This window comes from Bordetella genomosp. 9, assembly GCF_002261425.1.
Lineage (GTDB): Bacteria > Pseudomonadota > Gammaproteobacteria > Burkholderiales > Burkholderiaceae_B > Bordetella_C.
The window spans coordinates 1,691,773-1,707,627 of sequence record NZ_NEVJ01000003.1 but is presented as its reverse complement, the minus strand read 5'-3'; the positions used below and the strand labels follow the sequence as shown (position 1 = coordinate 1,707,627).

The following is a 15,855-nucleotide window of genomic DNA, read 5'->3' as shown; positions in this document are numbered from 1 at the left end:
GTGGTCGCTGTCATGAATTCCTTGCCGCGCCGCCAATTCGATGTGGTGGTGGTCGGCGCCGGCGGTGCCGGCATGCGCTGTTCCCTGCAACTGGCCCAGGCGGGCCTGTCGGTGGCGGTGCTGTCCAAAGTGTTCCCGACCCGTTCGCATACCGTCGCCGCGCAAGGCGGGGTCAGCGCGTCGCTGGGCAATATGAGCGAGGACAACTGGTACTGGCACATGTACGACACCGTGAAGGGTTCGGACTGGCTGGGTGACCAGGACGCCATCGAGTTCATGTGCCGGGAAGCCCCCAGCGCCGTGTACGAGATGGAACACTTCGGCATGCCGTTCGACCGCAACCCGGACGGCACCATCTACCAGCGTCCCTTCGGCGGCCATACCGCCAACTTCGGCGAAAAGCCGGTGCAGCGCGCCTGTGCCGCGGCCGACCGTACCGGCCACGCGCTTTTGCACACGCTGTACCAGCGCAACGTCGCCGCGCGCACGCAGTTCTTCGTCGAATGGATGGCGCTGGACCTGCTGCGCAATGAAAACGGCGACGTGGTGGGCGTGACCGCGCTGGAAATGGAAACCGGCGACATCTACATCCTGGAAGGCAAGGCGACGGTGCTGGCCACCGGCGGCGCCGGCCGTATCTGGGCCGCGTCCACCAATGCCTTCATCAACACCGGCGACGGCCTGGGCATGGCGGCGCGCGCCGGCATCGCCTTGCAGGACATGGAATTCTGGCAATTCCACCCGACCGGCGTGGCCGGCGCGGGCGTGCTGATCACGGAAGGCGTGCGTGGCGAAGGCGGCATCCTGTTGAACAAGGATGGCGAGCGCTTCATGGAGCGCTACGCGCCCACGCTGAAGGACCTGGCGCCGCGCGACTTCGTGTCGCGCTCGATGGACCAGGAAATCAAGGAAGGCCGCGGTTGCGGTCCGGACGGCAGCTATGTGGTGCTGAAGCTCGATCACCTGGGCGCCGATACCATCAACAAGCGCCTGCCGTCGATCCGCGAGATCGCCATCAAGTTCGGCAACGTGGACCCGATCAAGGAACCGATCCCCGTCGTTCCGACCATCCACTATCAGATGGGCGGCATTCCGGCCAACTACCATGGCCAGGTCGTGTCGTGGGAAAACGGTGAAAGCAAGATCGTCAACGGCCTGTACGCCATCGGCGAATGCGCGGCGGTGTCGGTGCACGGCGCCAACCGCCTGGGCACCAACTCGCTGCTGGACCTGATCGTCTTCGGCCGCGCGACCGGCAACCATATCGTCGACCAGCACCTGGATCGCCAGCACTCGCACCAGACGGTGTCGAAGTCGTCGCTGGATTACTCGCTGGATCGCGTCAACAAGCTGGAAACGCGCACCTCGGGCGAAAAGACCCAGGACGTGGGCAACGCCATCCGCATGTCCATGCAGCGCCATTGCGGCGTGTTCCGCACCCTGCAGCTGCTGAACGAAGGCGTGGGGCAGATCGAGGAACTGGCCAAGCAGGCGGACCATATCGCCTTCAAGGACAAGTCCAAGGTGTTCAACACCGCGCGCGTCGAGGCGCTGGAGCTGGCCAACATGACGGAAGTGGCGCGCGCCACCATCAAGTCGGCCGCCAACCGGACCGAAAGCCGCGGCGCGCATGCGCTGAACGACCACCCCACCCGCGACGACGAAAACTGGCTGAAGCACACCCTCTGGTATTCCGAGGGCAGCCGCCTGGACTACAAGCCCGTACAAATGAAGCCCCTGACGGTCGAGTCCTTCCCGCCCAAGGCGCGTACTTTCTAAGCAGGATGCCGGCATGAGCACCAAGCGTATCGTGAAATTCGAGATCTACCGCTACGATCCGGACAAGGATGAGCGGCCCTATATGCAGAAGCTGGAAGTCGAACTCCAGCCGACGGACAAGATGCTGCTGGACGCGCTGGTCCGCATCAAGAACGACGTCGACGACAGCCTCGCGCTGCGCCGCTCCTGCCGTGAAGGCGTGTGCGGTTCGGACGCGATGAACATCAATGGAAAGAACGGCCTTGCCTGTATCACCAACCTGCGTGAACTCAAGGAACCGATCGTCCTGAAGCCGCTGCCCGGCCTGCCCGTGATCCGCGACCTGATCGTGGACATGACGCACTTCTTCAACCAGTACCACTCGATCAAGCCTTACCTGATCAACGACACGCCGCCGCCGGAACGCGAACGCCTGCAGTCGCCGGAAGCGCGCGAAGAACTGGACGGCCTGTACGAGTGCATCCTGTGCGCGTGCTGCTCGACGTCCTGCCCGTCGTTCTGGTGGAACCCGGACAAGTTCGTCGGCCCGGCCGGCCTGCTGCAGGCCTATCGCTTCATCGCGGACAGCCGCGACGAGGCGACCGGCGAGCGCCTGGACAATCTGGAAGACCCGTACCGGCTGTTCCGCTGCCATACGATCATGAACTGCGTGGACGTCTGTCCCAAGGGCCTGAATCCGACGAAGGCGATCGGCAAGATCCGGGAACTGATGGTTCGCCGGACGGTCTAGCGATGAGCGCCGGCGAGCCTTCCGTCGTCCAAGCCGTCGCGTCGCGGCGGAAGGGGTAGTAACGTGGTCGGACTTACCGAACTGGAGCGCGCGCGCCTGCGCTGGCGGGCGCGGCGCGGCCTGCTCGAGAACGATCTCATCATTACGAGGTACCTGGACGCGTACGAGTCGCAACTGACCGACGCGGATGTAGCAGCGCTTACGCAGCTGTTCGAACTGGGCGACAACGACCTGCTCGATATGCTGCTGGCGCGTAGTGAGCCAGAAGGTGAACTGGATACGCCAAGGCTGCGCGGAATCATCGCCAAGATGCGCGAGCTGTAACTTTGAGAGGAATGTACGATGAAACAGTCAGACAATAAGGCCACCCTAACGTTTTCGGACGGCAGCGCCCCGATTGAATTCCCGATCTACCAGGGTACGGTAGGTCCGGATGTCATCGACATTCGCAAGCTCTACGGCCAGTCCGGAATGTTCACCTACGACCCCGGCTTCATGTCGACGGCGGCGTGCTCCTCGGCCATCACCTATATCGACGGCGACAAGGGCGAGCTGCTGTATCGCGGCTACCCGATCGAACAGCTCGCGGTGAACTGCGACTTCCTGGATGTCTGCTACCTGATCCTGAACGGCGAGCTGCCCACGCCGGAGCAGAAGAAGGACTTCGATTCCCAGGTGACGCATCACACCATGGTGAACGAACAGCTGCATTTCTTCCTGCGCGGCTTCCGCCGCGACGCGCACCCGATGGCGGTCCTGACCGGCCTGGTGGGCGCGCTGTCGGCGTTCTACCATGACTCGCTGGACATCACGAATCCCCAGCATCGCCATATTTCGGCGATCCGCCTGATCGCCAAGATGCCGACCCTGGTCGCGATGGCGTACAAGTACTCGCAAGGCCAGCCCTACATCTATCCGCAGAACGATCTGTCGTACACCGGCAATTTCCTGCGCATGATGTTCGCCACGCCGTGCGAGGACTACAAGGTGAACGAAGTGGTCGAGCGCGCGCTGGACCGCATCTTCATCCTGCACGCCGATCACGAGCAGAACGCGTCGACGTCGACCGTGCGCCTGTGCGGTTCCTCGGGCACCAATCCCTTCGCCGCCATCGCGGCCGGCGTCGCTTGCCTGTGGGGTCCGGCCCACGGCGGCGCCAACGAAGCCTGCCTGCAGATGCTGGAAGAGCTGCAAGCCAATGGCGGCGTGGCCAAGGTCGGCGAGTTCATGGAGAAGGTCAAGGACAAGAACTCGGGCGTGCGCCTGATGGGCTTCGGCCACCGCGTCTACAAGAACTACGATCCGCGCGCCAAGCTGATGCAGCAGACCTGCAAGGAAGTGCTGCAGGCGCTGAACCTGGAAAACGATCCGCTGTTCAAGCTGGCCATGGAGCTGGAGCGCATCGCGCTGGAAGACTCCTACTTCGTGGATCGCAAGTTGTACCCGAACGTGGACTTCTACTCCGGCATCGTGCAGCGCGCCATCGGCGTGCCGACCGCGCTGTTCACGGCGAACTTCGCCCTGGCCCGCACGGTGGGCTGGATCGCCCAGTGGAACGAAATGCTGACGGATCCCGATTACAAGATCGGCCGTCCGCGCCAGCTGTTCACGGGTTCGCCTTCGCGCGACATCAAGCGCGCGAAGTAAAGCGCGGGGCGCCGGCGCGATGCCGGCGCCGGCCCGCGTGTTGTCCGCAGGTATGCAAAAGGCCGCTGTCTGAACTGACCCCAAGAAGTTGGACAGTTGAAGCTAGTCGGTCAAGGCCTGAGCCCGGTACTGTACCGGGCTCAGGCCTTTTAGCTTGATCTTGATGCGGTCGTGATTGTAGTAACGAATATAACGGCGGATGCCGTCGCGTAGTTGCTCGATGCTGTCGAAGCGATTGAGATAGAAGAATTCGGATTTGAGTGTGCCGAAGAAGCTCTCCATTGCGGCGTTGTCCAGGCAGTTACCCTTGCGCGACATGCTCTGAGTCACCCCTCGCTCGGTGAGTTGGCGCTGGTAAGCGGCCATCTGGTACTGCCAGCCTTGATCGGAATGCAAGACCGGGGCATCCTCGCCGACCAGTTTGGTCCATGCTCTTTTGAGCATAGTTGCCACCAGCGAGAAGTGCGGGCGTTTCTGCATCGAGTAGGACACGATTTCCCCGTTGTAGAGGTCCATCACCGGCGAGAGATAAAGTTTCTCGCCCCGGACGTTGAACTCGGTCACGTCCGTCACCCATTTCTGGTTCGGTCGCTCAGCCTGGAACTGGCGAGCCAGGACATTTGGCACACTGGCTTGCTGACCCCGGTAAGAACGGTATTTCTTGGGGCGCACCAACGACTTCAGCCCCAGCACCTGCATCAGGCGCTGCACCGTCTTATGGTTAATCGCCTCGCCGGTCTGGCGCAAGGCCGCCGTGATGCGCCGATAGCCGTAACAACCTTTGTGGCGCTCATAGAGCGCCCGGATACGGGATTTCAGCTCGGCCTGGGGATCACCAGCCTGCTGCGCCTTCACTTGGTAGTAGAACGTGCTGCGCGATAGCCTCGCCACCCTCAGCAACACCGCCAGATCATGGCCTTGCCTCAGTTCAAGCACTACCCGCGCTTTTTCTGCGCGGCTTGCTCTTTGGCCTGACGCAAGGCCTTCAATTTTTTTAGGTACGCCACCTCCGCGCGCAGATACTCGTTCTCTTTGCGCAACTGCTCCAGCGTGCGCGTATCTTCGGTCTGCGACGGCTCGGGAGCGCGAGGCTCGGGTGTGCTCATCTTCTTCGGACGGCCGCGGGGCCTAGGTTCGAGGGCTTGTAGTCCACCTTCATCATACTAGCGTTCCCAACTCCTGATGACGCCTACCCCGCCTCGAATATCGAACATGGCGATCGCCTGGCTGGCCGACAACGCCTCCCGACGCATCCGCTGTAATACCGACAATTTGAACGCCGCACTGTATTGGCTGCGCTTCTTGCTCAAGCCTTCACGGCCATGTCGCTCGTACCTCTTGACCCAGCGCCTGATCTGCGCATGGTCAAGGCCGTATCGCTGAGCCAAGGCCTTGAAGCCTTGTTGGCCCAGTTCGTAGCTTTGCACTACTGACAGCTTGAATCCTTCATCGTACTTCGCCATGAAAAACACCCCAAAGGTTGGACCGATGTCCAACTTTTGGGGTGCAGTTCAGTCCGCGGCCTTTTTCTTTTCGAGGTCTTCGCGCGTCAGCGGCCGATGCCGCGCGCCATCAGCACGGCGAACAGGGGCAGGAAGCCCAGGAGATGCGCCTGGATCATGACCCAGCGGCGGACGCGCCTGATTTCGCCATTGGTGGGCACGAAGCCGGGCAGCATGCGGGCCTGGCGGCGCCATTTCAGGAAGGCCACGGTAGGCCGCAGCGACAGCAGCGCGATCAGGACGAACAGTCCCATCTTGGCGTGGAACCAGGGATTGGGCAGGTAGAAGGCGACGCCCTTGGCGCCGTAGAACAGGCGCAGCAGGCCGGTGGCGATGACGGCCAGCGCGCAGGCCAGATAGAAGCGGTCGTGATTGGTCAGCCGCCGCACCGTCGACGCCGGCATGTCGGGCCGCAGCAGCACCGCCTGGGCCGCCAGGGGAACGATCAGCGTGAAGATCGCCAGGAAGTGCAGCCAGGCGAGCAGGGCGTCGGTCAGCATGGTGTGCTCCTGACTGGGCAGGCAAAGTGGCGGCCGGCTCGGCGCCGGCCGCCACTGGTTTCAGCCGCGCCGGGCCGCCTCGGCCGCTTCCTGTTGCGCATCGACCACCGCCAGCGCCGTCATGTTGACGATGCGGCGCACCGTGGCGCTGTTGGTCAGGATGTGGACCGGACGCGCCGCCCCCAGAAGGATGGGCCCCATGGCGATCCCCCGGCTGCCCGTCATCTTCAGCATGTTGTACGTGATGTTGCCGGTATCCAGATTCGGCATGATGAGCAGGTTCGCCGGACCCTTCAGCGAGCTGTCCGGGTAGGACGTCATGCGGATGGATTCGGACAGCGCCGCGTCGGCATGCATTTCGCCGTCGACTTCCAGGTTGGGCGCGCGTTCCGACACCAGCCGGCGGGCCTTGGCCATCTTGCTGGACGACGCCGTGTTGCGGCTGCCGAAGTTCGAATGCGACAGCAGGGCGATTTTCGGCACCACGCCGAACCGCAGCATTTCGTCGGCCGCCTGGATGGTGATGTCGGCCACTTCTTCCGCCGTCGGATCCTCGTTGACGTGCGTGTCGGCGATGAACAGCGTCTGGTCCGGCAGCATCAGCACGTTCAGCGCCGCATAGGCCTGGGTGCCGGCCTTGCGCCCGATTACTTCGTCGACGTACCGCAGCTGGTTGTCGTAGCGGCTGCCGACCCCGCACAGCAGCGCATCGGCGTCGCCGCGTTGCAGCAGCATGGCGCCGATCAGCGTGTTGTGCTTGCGCACCATGGCCTTGGCGATCGCCGGCGTGACGCCCTCGCGGCCGCGCATCTGGTAGTACGCGTTCCAGGTTTCATTGAAGCGCGCGTCGTCCTCGGGATCGACGATCTCGATGTTGTCGCCATCGACCAGGCGCAGGCCGAACTTGCGCACCCGCATTTCGATGACGGCAGGGCGGCCCACCAGGATGGGACGCGCCAACTGCTCGTCGACCACGGTCTGCACGGCGCGCAGCACGCGTTCGTCTTCGCCGTCGGCGTAGATGACGCGCTTGGGCGCCTTCTTGGCCTGGTGGAACAGCGGGCGCATCAGCTGGCCCGAGTGATAGACGAAGCCCATCAGCTTCTGGCGATAGGCTTCCATGTCCTGGATCGGGCGCAGCGCGACGCCGGATTCGGCCGCGGCCTGCGCCACGGCGGGGGCGATCTTGACGATCAGGCGCGGATCGAAGGGCTTGGGAATGATGTAGTCGGGCCCGAAGCTGAGCTCCTGGCCGGCATAGGCGCGCGCGACTTCGTCGTTCTGCTCGGCTTCGGCCAGTTCGGCGATGGCCTTGACGGCCGCCAGCTTCATTTCTTCGGTAATCCGGGTGGCGCCGGCATCCATCGCGCCGCGGAAGATGAACGGGAAGCACAGGACGTTGTTGACCTGGTTCGGATAGTCCGACCGGCCGGTGGCGATGATGCAGTCCGGACGCGCCGCCTTGGCGATCTCGGGGCGGATTTCCGGATCCGGGTTGGCCAGCGCCAGGATCAGCGGCTGGTCGGCCATGGTGACGACCATGTCGGCGGTCAGCACGCCGGCGGTGGAGCAGCCCAGGAACACATCGGCGCCCTTGACGACGTCGGCCAGCGTGCGGGCGTCGGTGTGACGCGCGTAGCGCTTTTTATTGGGCTCCATATTGGCTTCGCGGCCTTCCCAGATGACGCCGCGCGAGTCGGTCACGAAGATGTTTTCCGGGCGGATGCCCAGCTGCACCAGCATGTCCAGGCAGGCGATGGCGGCCGCGCCGGCGCCCGAGCAGACCAGCTTGACCTCGCCCATGCGCTTGCCGACCACCTTCAGGCCGTTCAGGATGGCGGCCGACGAAATAATGGCCGTGCCGTGCTGGTCATCGTGGAAAACCGGGATTTTCATCCGTTCGCGCAGCTTCTTTTCGATGTAGAAGCATTCCGGCGCCTTGATGTCTTCCAGATTGACCCCGCCCAGCGTGGGCTCCAGCGCGGCGATGATGTCCACCAGCTTGTCCGGGTCGGTTTCCGCCAGTTCGATGTCGAAAACGTCGATTCCGGCGAATTTCTTGAACAGGCAACCCTTGCCCTCCATGACGGGCTTGGCGGCCAGCGGGCCGATATTGCCCAGGCCCAGCACCGCCGTGCCATTGGTGATCACGCCCACCAGGTTGCCGCGCGAGGTGTACTTGGAGGCCGCATCGTCGCCATTGGCGTGGATGGCCATGCAAGCCGCGGCCACGCCCGGTGAATAGGCCAGCGACAGGTCGTCCTGGTTCGCCAGCGTCTTGGTCGGCATGACGGATATCTTGCCCGGCGTGGGATAGGCGTGATAGTCCAGCGCCAGTTTGGTAAGGGTTTCGTCCATTGCGGTGCAGCCTTCGAGGAAGATGGGTAAAAACGGGTTATTTCATCAGAAAGCGTAGCCGGAAGCTTGTTGCAGCGCGGCGTAAACCCGGCGCGCGGCGGCCCGCCCTGACCCGGCCCTGAACGGTATTGTCGTCGGAGCGCCACGAAAAGCGCGCAAAATGCCGGGGCCGCCTTCCTCGCATTGTTTTGGTTGGACCGCGCCACACGAGCGGTCATACAAAGCGCTATACTGCTTCGATACGGCTATCAAGGCTTGTACGTGCCTTCTGCCCCGCTATCCGCCAACCGGCTGAGCCGTGTCGCGGAAGGTTTTCCTGCATCGCAACGGGTGAAGCACCCGGTAAGGTGAAGCGTTATATGTCCACAGAGATCGAATCCAAGTCCACCTCATATCTGTTCGGGAGCAACGCTCCCTACGTCGAAGAGCTCTACGAAGCTTATCTCGACAATCCGTCCGCGGTCGGTGATAACTGGCGCAGCTATTTCGATTCGCTGCAGCACCTGCCCGCCACGGATGGACAGGAAACCACCCGCGACCAGGCCCATGCCCCCATCGTGGCGTCGTTCGCCCAGCGCGCGCGCACCAATGGCTTCGTCCATCGCGCCCAGGAACCCGACCTGTCGGTCGCTTCCAAGCAGGTGTCGGTACAGCAGCTGATCGGCGCCTACCGCACCCTGGGTTCGCGCTACGCCGACCTGGATCCGCTCAAGCGCCAGGAACGTCCGACGATCCCCGAGCTGGATCCGGCCTTCTACGGCCTGACGGAAGCCGACCTGGACCAGGTCTATTCCGCGACCAACACGTATTTCACCAGCGCCAGCACGATGACGCTGCGCGATATCCTCAAGAGCCTGCGCGACACCTACTGTCGCACCATCGGCGCCGAGTTCATGCATTGCTCGGATCCGGCGGTCAAGCGATGGATCGAGGAGCGCCTGGAATCCACGCTCAGCTCGCCGCCGGTGTCCACGGAACATAAGCGACATATCCTGCAGCAGCTGACCGAATCCGAAGGTCTCGAGCGCTTCTTGCACACGAAATACGTGGGCCAGAAGCGCTTTTCGCTGGAAGGCGGCGAAAGCTTCATCGCGTCGATGGACGAAGTGGTGAACCACGCCGGCGAAAACGGCGTGCAGGAGATCGTCGTGGGCATGGCCCACCGCGGCCGCCTGAACATGCTGGTGAACATCATGGGCAAGATGCCCGGTGACCTGTTCGCCGAGTTCGAAGGCAAGCACGCCGAAGGCCTGACCGACGGCGACGTCAAGTACCACAACGGCTTCTCCAGCGACCTGTCGACGCGCGGCGGCCCGGTGCACCTGTCCCTGGCCTTCAACCCGTCGCACCTGGAAATCGTCAACCCGGTGGTGGAAGGCAGTGTCCGCGCCCGCCAGGAACGCCGCGCCGACCACGAAGGCAAGCAGGTCCTGCCCGTGCTGGTGCACGGCGACGCGGCCTTCGCCGGCCAGGGCGTGGTGATGGAAACGCTGAACCTGGCGCAGACCCGCGGCTACGGCACGGGCGGCACGCTGCACATCGTCATCAACAATCAGATCGGCTTCACGACGTCCGATCCGCGCGACTCGCGTTCGACGCTGTATTGCACCGACGTGGTCAAGATGATCGAAGCGCCGGTCTTCCACGTGAACGGCGACGATCCCGAAGCGGTCGTGTTCGTGACGCGCCTGGCGCTGGACTACCGCGCCCAGTTCCATCATGACGTCGTCGTCGATATCGTCTGCTTCCGCAAGCTGGGCCACAACGAACAGGACACCCCGTCGCTGACCCAGCCGCTGATGTACAAGCGCATCAGCCACCATCCCGGCACCCGCAAGGCCTACGCCGACAAGCTGGTGGCCCAGGGCGTGCTGACCGACGCCGAGGCCGACCAGCTGGTGAAGGACTACCGCCAGCTCATGGAAGACGGCCATCGCACCATCGAGCCGGTGCTGACGGACTACAAGAGCAAGTACGCGATCGACTGGTCGGCCTTCCTGGGCGCCAAGTGGACGGACCAGGCCGACACCGGCGTGCCGCTGGCCGAACTGAAGCGCATCGGCGAGCGCATCACCACCGTGCCGGAAGGCTTCACGGTGCACCCGCTGGTGAACCGCCTGTTGAACGACCGGCGCGCCATGGCGCGCGGCGAACTGAACCTGGACTGGGGCATGGGTGAACACCTGGCCTTCGCGACCCTGGTGTCGTCCGGCTATGCCGTGCGCATCACCGGCCAGGATTCGGGCCGCGGCACGTTCACGCACCGCCATGCGGTGCTGCACGACCAGAACCGCGAACGCTGGAACGACGGTACCTACATCCCGCTGCAGAACGTGTCGGAAGGCCAGGCGCCTTTCGTGGTGATCGACTCGGTGCTGTCCGAAGAAGCAGTGCTGGGCTTCGAATACGGCTTTTCCAGCGCCGAACCGAACACCCTGACCATCTGGGAAGCGCAGTTCGGCGACTTCGTCAACGGCGCCCAGGTCGTGATCGACCAATTCATCAGCGCCGGCGAAGCCAAGTGGGGCCGCCAGTCGGGCCTGACCATGATGCTGCCGCACGGCTACGAAGGCCAGGGTCCGGAACACTCGTCCGCCCGCATCGAGCGCTTCCTGCAGCTGTGCGCCGACAACAACATGCAGGTGGTGCAGCCCACCACCGCCGCGCAGATCTTCCATCTGCTGCGCCGCCAGATGATCCGGCCCTTCCGCAAGCCGCTGATCATCATGACGCCCAAGTCGCTGCTGCGTAACAAGGACGCCGGTTCGCCGCTGTCCGACCTGACCGGCGGCGGTTTCCGTCCCGTCATCGGCGAAGTGGACGCAAACATCAAGGATGCATCGGTCAAGCGCGTGCTGGTGTGCTGCGGCAAGGTCTACTACGACCTGGTCAATGCCCGCAAGGAACGCGGTCTGGACAACGTCGCGATCATCCGTGTCGAACAGCTCTATCCCTTCGCCCACAAGGCGTTCGAGACGGAACTGCGCAAGTATCCGAAGGCCACGGAAGTCATCTGGGTCCAGGATGAACCGCAGAACCAGGGTGCGTGGTTCTACGTGCAGCATCACTTGTACGAAAACATGGCCGAAGGGCAGAAGCTGGCCTATGCCGGCCGTCCCGCGTCGGCCTCGCCCGCCGTCGGCTACCTGGCCAAGCACCAGGAACAGCAGAAGGCGCTGGTGGAACAAGCTTTGGCGCCCAAGTACAAGGGCTTCATGCTGACCAAGTAAGCGTTGGCGCGACCCGCGCGCGACCGCCGTGGCGGTCGCGCTCGCGTAGATCACACGAACATCACTTTACGGAATAAAAATGGCCCAAATCGAAGTCAAAGTCCCCCAGTTGTCCGAATCCGTGTCGGAAGCGTCGCTGCTGACCTGGAAAAAGCAACCTGGCGCGGCCGTTCAGGCGGATGAGATCCTGATCGAAATCGAAACCGACAAGGTCGTGCTCGAAGTGCCGGCGCCGGCGTCGGGCGTCCTGGCCGAAATCGTCAAGGGCGACGGCAGCACCGTGACGTCCGACGAAGTCATCGCCAAGATCGACACCGAAGCCAAGGCCGCCGCCGCCGCGCCCACGTCCGCGCCCGCCGCCGAAGCGCCCAAGGCCGCCCAGGCCGCTGCCGCCGCCGCGCCGGCCGCCGCGCCCGCGCCCGCCGCGTCGACCGCGGTCGCTTCGCCCGCCGCCGCCAAGATCCTGGCCGACAAGGGCGTTTCCCCCGACGGCGTCGCCGGCACCGGCCGTGGCGGCCGCATCACCAAGGGTGACGCCCTGGAAGCGGGTTCCGCTCCCGCCGCCAAGCCCGCCGCCGCCGCGCCCGCCCCGGCGCCCACCCAGCTGTCGCTGGACGGCCGTCCGGAACAGCGCGTGCCGATGAGCCGCCTGCGCGCCCGCGTCGCCGAGCGCCTGCTGCAATCGCAGCAGGAAAACGCCATCCTGACCACGTTCAACGAGGTCAACATGCAGGCCGTCATCGACCTGCGCAACAAGTACAAGGAGAAGTTCGAGAAGGAGCACGGCGTCAAGCTGGGCTTCATGTCGTTCTTCGTGAAGGCCGCCGTCGCCGCGCTGAAGAAGTATCCGGTAATCAACGCCTCGGTGGATGGCAAGGACATCATCTATCACGGCTACTTCGACATCGGTATCGCCGTGGGCAGCCCGCGCGGCCTGGTGGTGCCCATCCTGCGCAATGCCGACCAGCTCAGCATCGCCGAAATCGAGAAGACCATCGCCGACTTCGGCAAGCGCGCCGGCGAAGGCAAGCTGGGCATCGAGGAAATGACCGGCGGCACGTTCTCCATTTCGAACGGCGGCGTGTTCGGCTCCATGCTGTCCACGCCCATCATCAACCCGCCGCAGTCGGCCATCCTGGGCATCCACGCCACCAAGGAACGTCCGGTGGTCGAAAACGGCCAGATCGTGATCCGTCCGATCAACTACCTGGCCATGTCCTATGACCACCGCATCATCGACGGCCGCGAAGCCGTGCTGGGCCTGGTCGCCATGAAGGAAGCGCTGGAAGATCCGCAACGCCTGCTGCTGGAGCTGTAAGCCGCTCCGCGGTTCCGGCGGTATCGCCGGGAACCGCGGCCCGGGCCGGGTGCGCGCGCCGCTCGCGCCGCGTCCGGCCCGGCACGACAGTGCATCGCCTTGCGCTACACCCCGCCGGTCGGCCGGCGCCACGCCGGTCCGCACCGCACCAACTCGCGAGAAATCCATGTCTAAACAATTCGACGTCATCGTCATCGGCGCGGGCCCTGGCGGCTACATCGCCGCCATCCGCGCCGCGCAACTGGGCATGTCGGTCGCCTGCATCGACGCCTGGCAGAACGCGCAAGGCGGCCCCGCGCCCGGCGGCACCTGCACCAACGTCGGCTGCATTCCGTCCAAGGCGCTGCTGCAATCGTCCGAGCACTACGAGCAGCTGAACCATCACTTCGCCGAGCACGGCATCGAAGTCAAGGGCGCCAGCGTCAAGGTCGACACCATGCTGGGCCGCAAGAATTCGGTGGTCAAGCAGAACAACGACGGCATCCTGTATCTGTTCAAGAAGAACAAGATCACCTTCTTCCATGGCAAGGGCGAATTCGCCGGCCAGGTGGAAGGCGGCTGGGGCATCAAGGTCACCGGCACGGCGCAGGAAGACCTGGTGGGCAAGCACATCATCGTCGCCACGGGTTCGGCGGCACGCGCGCTGCCTGGCCTGCCCTTCGACGAAAAGAACGTCCTGTCCAACGATGGGGCGCTGGCGATCGGCGCCGTGCCCAAGAAGCTGGGCGTGATCGGCGCCGGCGTGATCGGCCTGGAAATGGGCAGCGTGTGGCGCCGCCTGGGCGCTGAAGTCACCATCCTGGAAGCGCTGCCCGAGTTCCTGGCGGCGGCCGACCAGCAGGTGGCCAAGGAAGCGCTGAAGGTATTCACCAAGCAGGGCCTGAACATCCAGATGGGCGTGAAGATCGGCGAAGTGAAGGCCAGCGCCAAGTCGGTGACGGTGCCTTACACGGACGCCAAGGGCGAGCAGCAGACCCTGACGGTGGACAAGCTGATCGTCTCGATCGGCCGCGTGCCCTATACCGACGGCCTGAAGGCCGATACGGTGGGCCTGAAGCTGGACGAGCGGGGCTTTGTCGCGGTCGATGCCGATTGCAAGACCAACCTGCCCAACGTGTGGGCCATCGGTGACGTGGTGCGCGGCCCCATGCTGGCGCACAAGGCCGAGGAAGAAGGCGTGGCGGTCGCCGAGCGCATCGCCGGCCAGCATGGCCATGTCAACTTCGATACGGTGCCGTGGGTCATCTACACCTCGCCGGAAATCGCCTGGGTCGGCAAGACCGAACAGCAGCTCAAGGCCGAAGGCCGCGAGTACAAGGCCGGCAGCTTCCCCTTCCTGGCGAACGGCCGCGCCCGCGCGCTGGGCGACACCACCGGTTTCGCCAAGGTGATCGCCGACGCCAAGACCGATGAAGTCCTGGGCGTGCATATCGTCGGCCCGATGGCGTCGGAGCTCATTTCCGAAGCCGTGACCATCATGGAATTCCGCGGCGCCGCCGAGGACATCGCCCGCATCTGCCACGCGCACCCGACCTTGTCGGAAGCCGTGAAGGAAGCGGCGCTGGCCGTGGACAAGCGTACGTTGAATTTCTGATCACGCCGCCTTCCAGGCAGGCAGGGCGGATTGGCGACGATCCGCCTTTTTCTTTGGTTTCCGGGATTAGCCCATGAATGTCCGTGAGTATTACGACCACGCGCTGGCCGAGCGCGGCTACCAGTCCGATGCGGCCCAGGAACGTGCCGTCGATCGGCTGCAGCAATACTACGACGACTGGGTGGGCTTCAAGGCGCTGCGTTCGAACGCCCTGAAGAAGCTGCTGAACCGCCCCGACGTGCCGCGCGGCGTGTACCTGTGGGGCGGGGTGGGGCGCGGCAAGAGCTTCCTGATGGACGCCTTCTACGCCACGGTGCCGGTGGTGCGCAAGACGCGCGTGCATTTCCACGAATTCATGCGCAGCGTGCACCGTGAAATGCAGGACGTCAAAGGCATGCAGGACCCGCTGGACGAAGTGGCGCGCCGTATCGCCAAGCGCTACCGGTTGATCTGCTTCGACGAATTCCACGTCTCCGACGTGGCCGACGCGATGATCCTGCACCGGCTGCTGCTCAAGCTGTTCGAGAACGGCACGTCCTTCGTGATGACGTCCAACTACGAGCCGGACAAGCTGTATCCGGAAGCCCTGTACCGCGAACGCATCCTGCCGGCGATCGCGCTGATCAAGGCCCGCATGGATGTGCTGAACGTGGATGCGGGCGTCGATTACCGCCGGCGTTCGCTGGAGCAGGTCAAGGCCTATCACACGCCGCTGGGGCCGGAGGCCGATGCCGCGCTGCAGGCCGCCTTCGAAAAGCTGGCCGACCGTCCGCCCGAAAAGCCGGTGCTGCATATCGAGCACCGCGAACTGCAGGCCAAGGCGCTGGCGGGCAGCGTGGTGTGGTTCGACTTCGCCACCCTGTGCGGCGGACCGCGGTCGCAGAACGATTACCTGGAACTGGCCAGCCGCTTCCAGGCGGTCATCCTGTCGGACGTGCCCAAGATGGCGCCCCGCAACGCATCCGAGGCGCGCCGCTTCACCTGGCTGGTGGACGTGTTCTATGACCACCGCGTCAAGCTGATCATGTCCGCCGCCGTGGAGCCGGAAGAGCTCTATACCGAAGGCTCCCTGGCCAACGAATTCCACCGCACCGTGTCGCGCATACTGGAAATGCAGTCCAAGGAATACCTGGATTCGGTGCGGCGCGATACGGTCGCGCTGTAAACTTGCCCTTTGCTTTTTTTCCGTCCGCAGCC

At 64.1% G+C, this 15,855-nt stretch carries 10 protein-coding genes and 1 pseudogene; 8 read left to right on the top strand and 3 right to left on the bottom strand.

Going from position 1 to position 15,855, the window contains the following annotated elements:
* The 4 genes from sdhA to CAL26_RS18820 all read left to right on the top strand — a co-directional run bounded on the left by sdhA (position 1) and on the right by CAL26_RS18820 (position 4,156).
* A complete protein-coding gene (sdhA, locus tag CAL26_RS18835) occupies positions 1–1,779 on the top strand; it encodes a succinate dehydrogenase flavoprotein subunit (RefSeq protein ID WP_094848310.1) in 1,779 nt (592 codons plus the stop codon).
* Between the two features lie 13 nt (positions 1,780–1,792).
* Complete coding sequence (locus tag CAL26_RS18830) at positions 1,793–2,509, top strand: succinate dehydrogenase iron-sulfur subunit (protein ID WP_086066105.1); 717 nt, start codon at positions 1,793–1,795, stop codon at positions 2,507–2,509.
* 63 nt (positions 2,510–2,572) lie between these two features.
* Entirely contained in the window at positions 2,573–2,833 is a 261-nt protein-coding gene (locus tag CAL26_RS18825) for an FAD assembly factor SdhE (RefSeq protein ID WP_094848309.1), read from the top strand.
* Between the two features lie 18 nt (positions 2,834–2,851).
* Positions 2,852–4,156, top strand: a complete 1,305-nt coding sequence (locus CAL26_RS18820; RefSeq protein ID WP_094848308.1) for a citrate synthase — start codon at positions 2,852–2,854, stop codon at positions 4,154–4,156.
* Between the two features lie 102 nt (positions 4,157–4,258).
* Here the strand turns inward: CAL26_RS18820 and CAL26_RS18815 are convergent.
* The 3 genes and pseudogenes from CAL26_RS18815 to CAL26_RS18805 form a co-directional block, all read right to left on the bottom strand.
* Positions 4,259–5,619 (bottom strand): annotated as a pseudogene (locus CAL26_RS18815) (IS3 family transposase).
* A gap of 86 nt (positions 5,620–5,705) precedes the next feature.
* Positions 5,706–6,158, bottom strand: a complete 453-nt coding sequence (locus CAL26_RS18810; protein ID WP_094848307.1) for a DUF2214 family protein — start codon at positions 6,156–6,158, stop codon at positions 5,706–5,708.
* A gap of 60 nt (positions 6,159–6,218) precedes the next feature.
* Positions 6,219–8,516, bottom strand: a complete 2,298-nt coding sequence (locus CAL26_RS18805; RefSeq protein WP_094848306.1) for an NADP-dependent malic enzyme — start codon at positions 8,514–8,516, stop codon at positions 6,219–6,221.
* A 359-nt stretch (positions 8,517–8,875) separates the two neighbouring features.
* Between CAL26_RS18805 and CAL26_RS18800 the strand changes: the two genes are divergently transcribed.
* The 4 genes from CAL26_RS18800 to zapE all read left to right on the top strand — a co-directional run bounded on the left by CAL26_RS18800 (position 8,876) and on the right by zapE (position 15,823).
* Positions 8,876–11,746: a 2-oxoglutarate dehydrogenase E1 component gene (locus CAL26_RS18800; protein ID WP_094848305.1), complete on the top strand. Its 2,871-nt coding sequence runs from the start codon at positions 8,876–8,878 to the stop codon at positions 11,744–11,746.
* A 79-nt stretch (positions 11,747–11,825) separates the two neighbouring features.
* Positions 11,826–13,064 carry a 2-oxoglutarate dehydrogenase complex dihydrolipoyllysine-residue succinyltransferase gene (odhB, locus tag CAL26_RS18795; protein ID WP_094848304.1) on the top strand — a complete coding sequence of 413 codons (1,239 nt, stop codon included), beginning with the start codon at positions 11,826–11,828 and terminating at the stop codon, positions 13,062–13,064.
* 166 nt (positions 13,065–13,230) lie between these two features.
* Positions 13,231–14,658 carry a dihydrolipoyl dehydrogenase gene (gene lpdA, locus CAL26_RS18790; RefSeq protein WP_094848303.1) on the top strand — a complete coding sequence of 476 codons (1,428 nt, stop codon included), beginning with the start codon at positions 13,231–13,233 and terminating at the stop codon, positions 14,656–14,658.
* Positions 14,659–14,731: 73 nt separating this feature from the next.
* Positions 14,732–15,823: a cell division protein ZapE gene (zapE, locus tag CAL26_RS18785; RefSeq protein WP_094848302.1), complete on the top strand. Its 1,092-nt coding sequence runs from the start codon at positions 14,732–14,734 to the stop codon at positions 15,821–15,823.
* Positions 15,824–15,855 lie beyond the last annotated feature (32 nt).

Excerpts from the sequence above, each read along its gene's own strand:
- CAL26_RS18830 (WP_086066105.1), top strand. The coding sequence starts at position 1,793 with ATGAGCACCAAGCGTATCGTGAAATTCGAGATCTACCGCTACGATCCG.
- CAL26_RS18820 (WP_094848308.1), top strand. The coding sequence starts at position 2,852 with ATGAAACAGTCAGACAATAAGGCCACCCTAACGTTTTCGGACGGCAGC.
- CAL26_RS18810 (WP_094848307.1), bottom strand. The coding sequence starts at position 6,158 with ATGCTGACCGACGCCCTGCTCGCCTGGCTGCACTTCCTGGCGATCTTC.
- CAL26_RS18805 (WP_094848306.1), bottom strand. The coding sequence starts at position 8,516 with ATGGACGAAACCCTTACCAAACTGGCGCTGGACTATCACGCCTATCCC.
- CAL26_RS18800 (WP_094848305.1), top strand. The coding sequence starts at position 8,876 with ATGTCCACAGAGATCGAATCCAAGTCCACCTCATATCTGTTCGGGAGC.
- odhB (WP_094848304.1), top strand. The coding sequence starts at position 11,826 with ATGGCCCAAATCGAAGTCAAAGTCCCCCAGTTGTCCGAATCCGTGTCG.
- lpdA (WP_094848303.1), top strand. The coding sequence starts at position 13,231 with ATGTCTAAACAATTCGACGTCATCGTCATCGGCGCGGGCCCTGGCGGC.
- zapE (WP_094848302.1), top strand. The coding sequence starts at position 14,732 with ATGAATGTCCGTGAGTATTACGACCACGCGCTGGCCGAGCGCGGCTAC.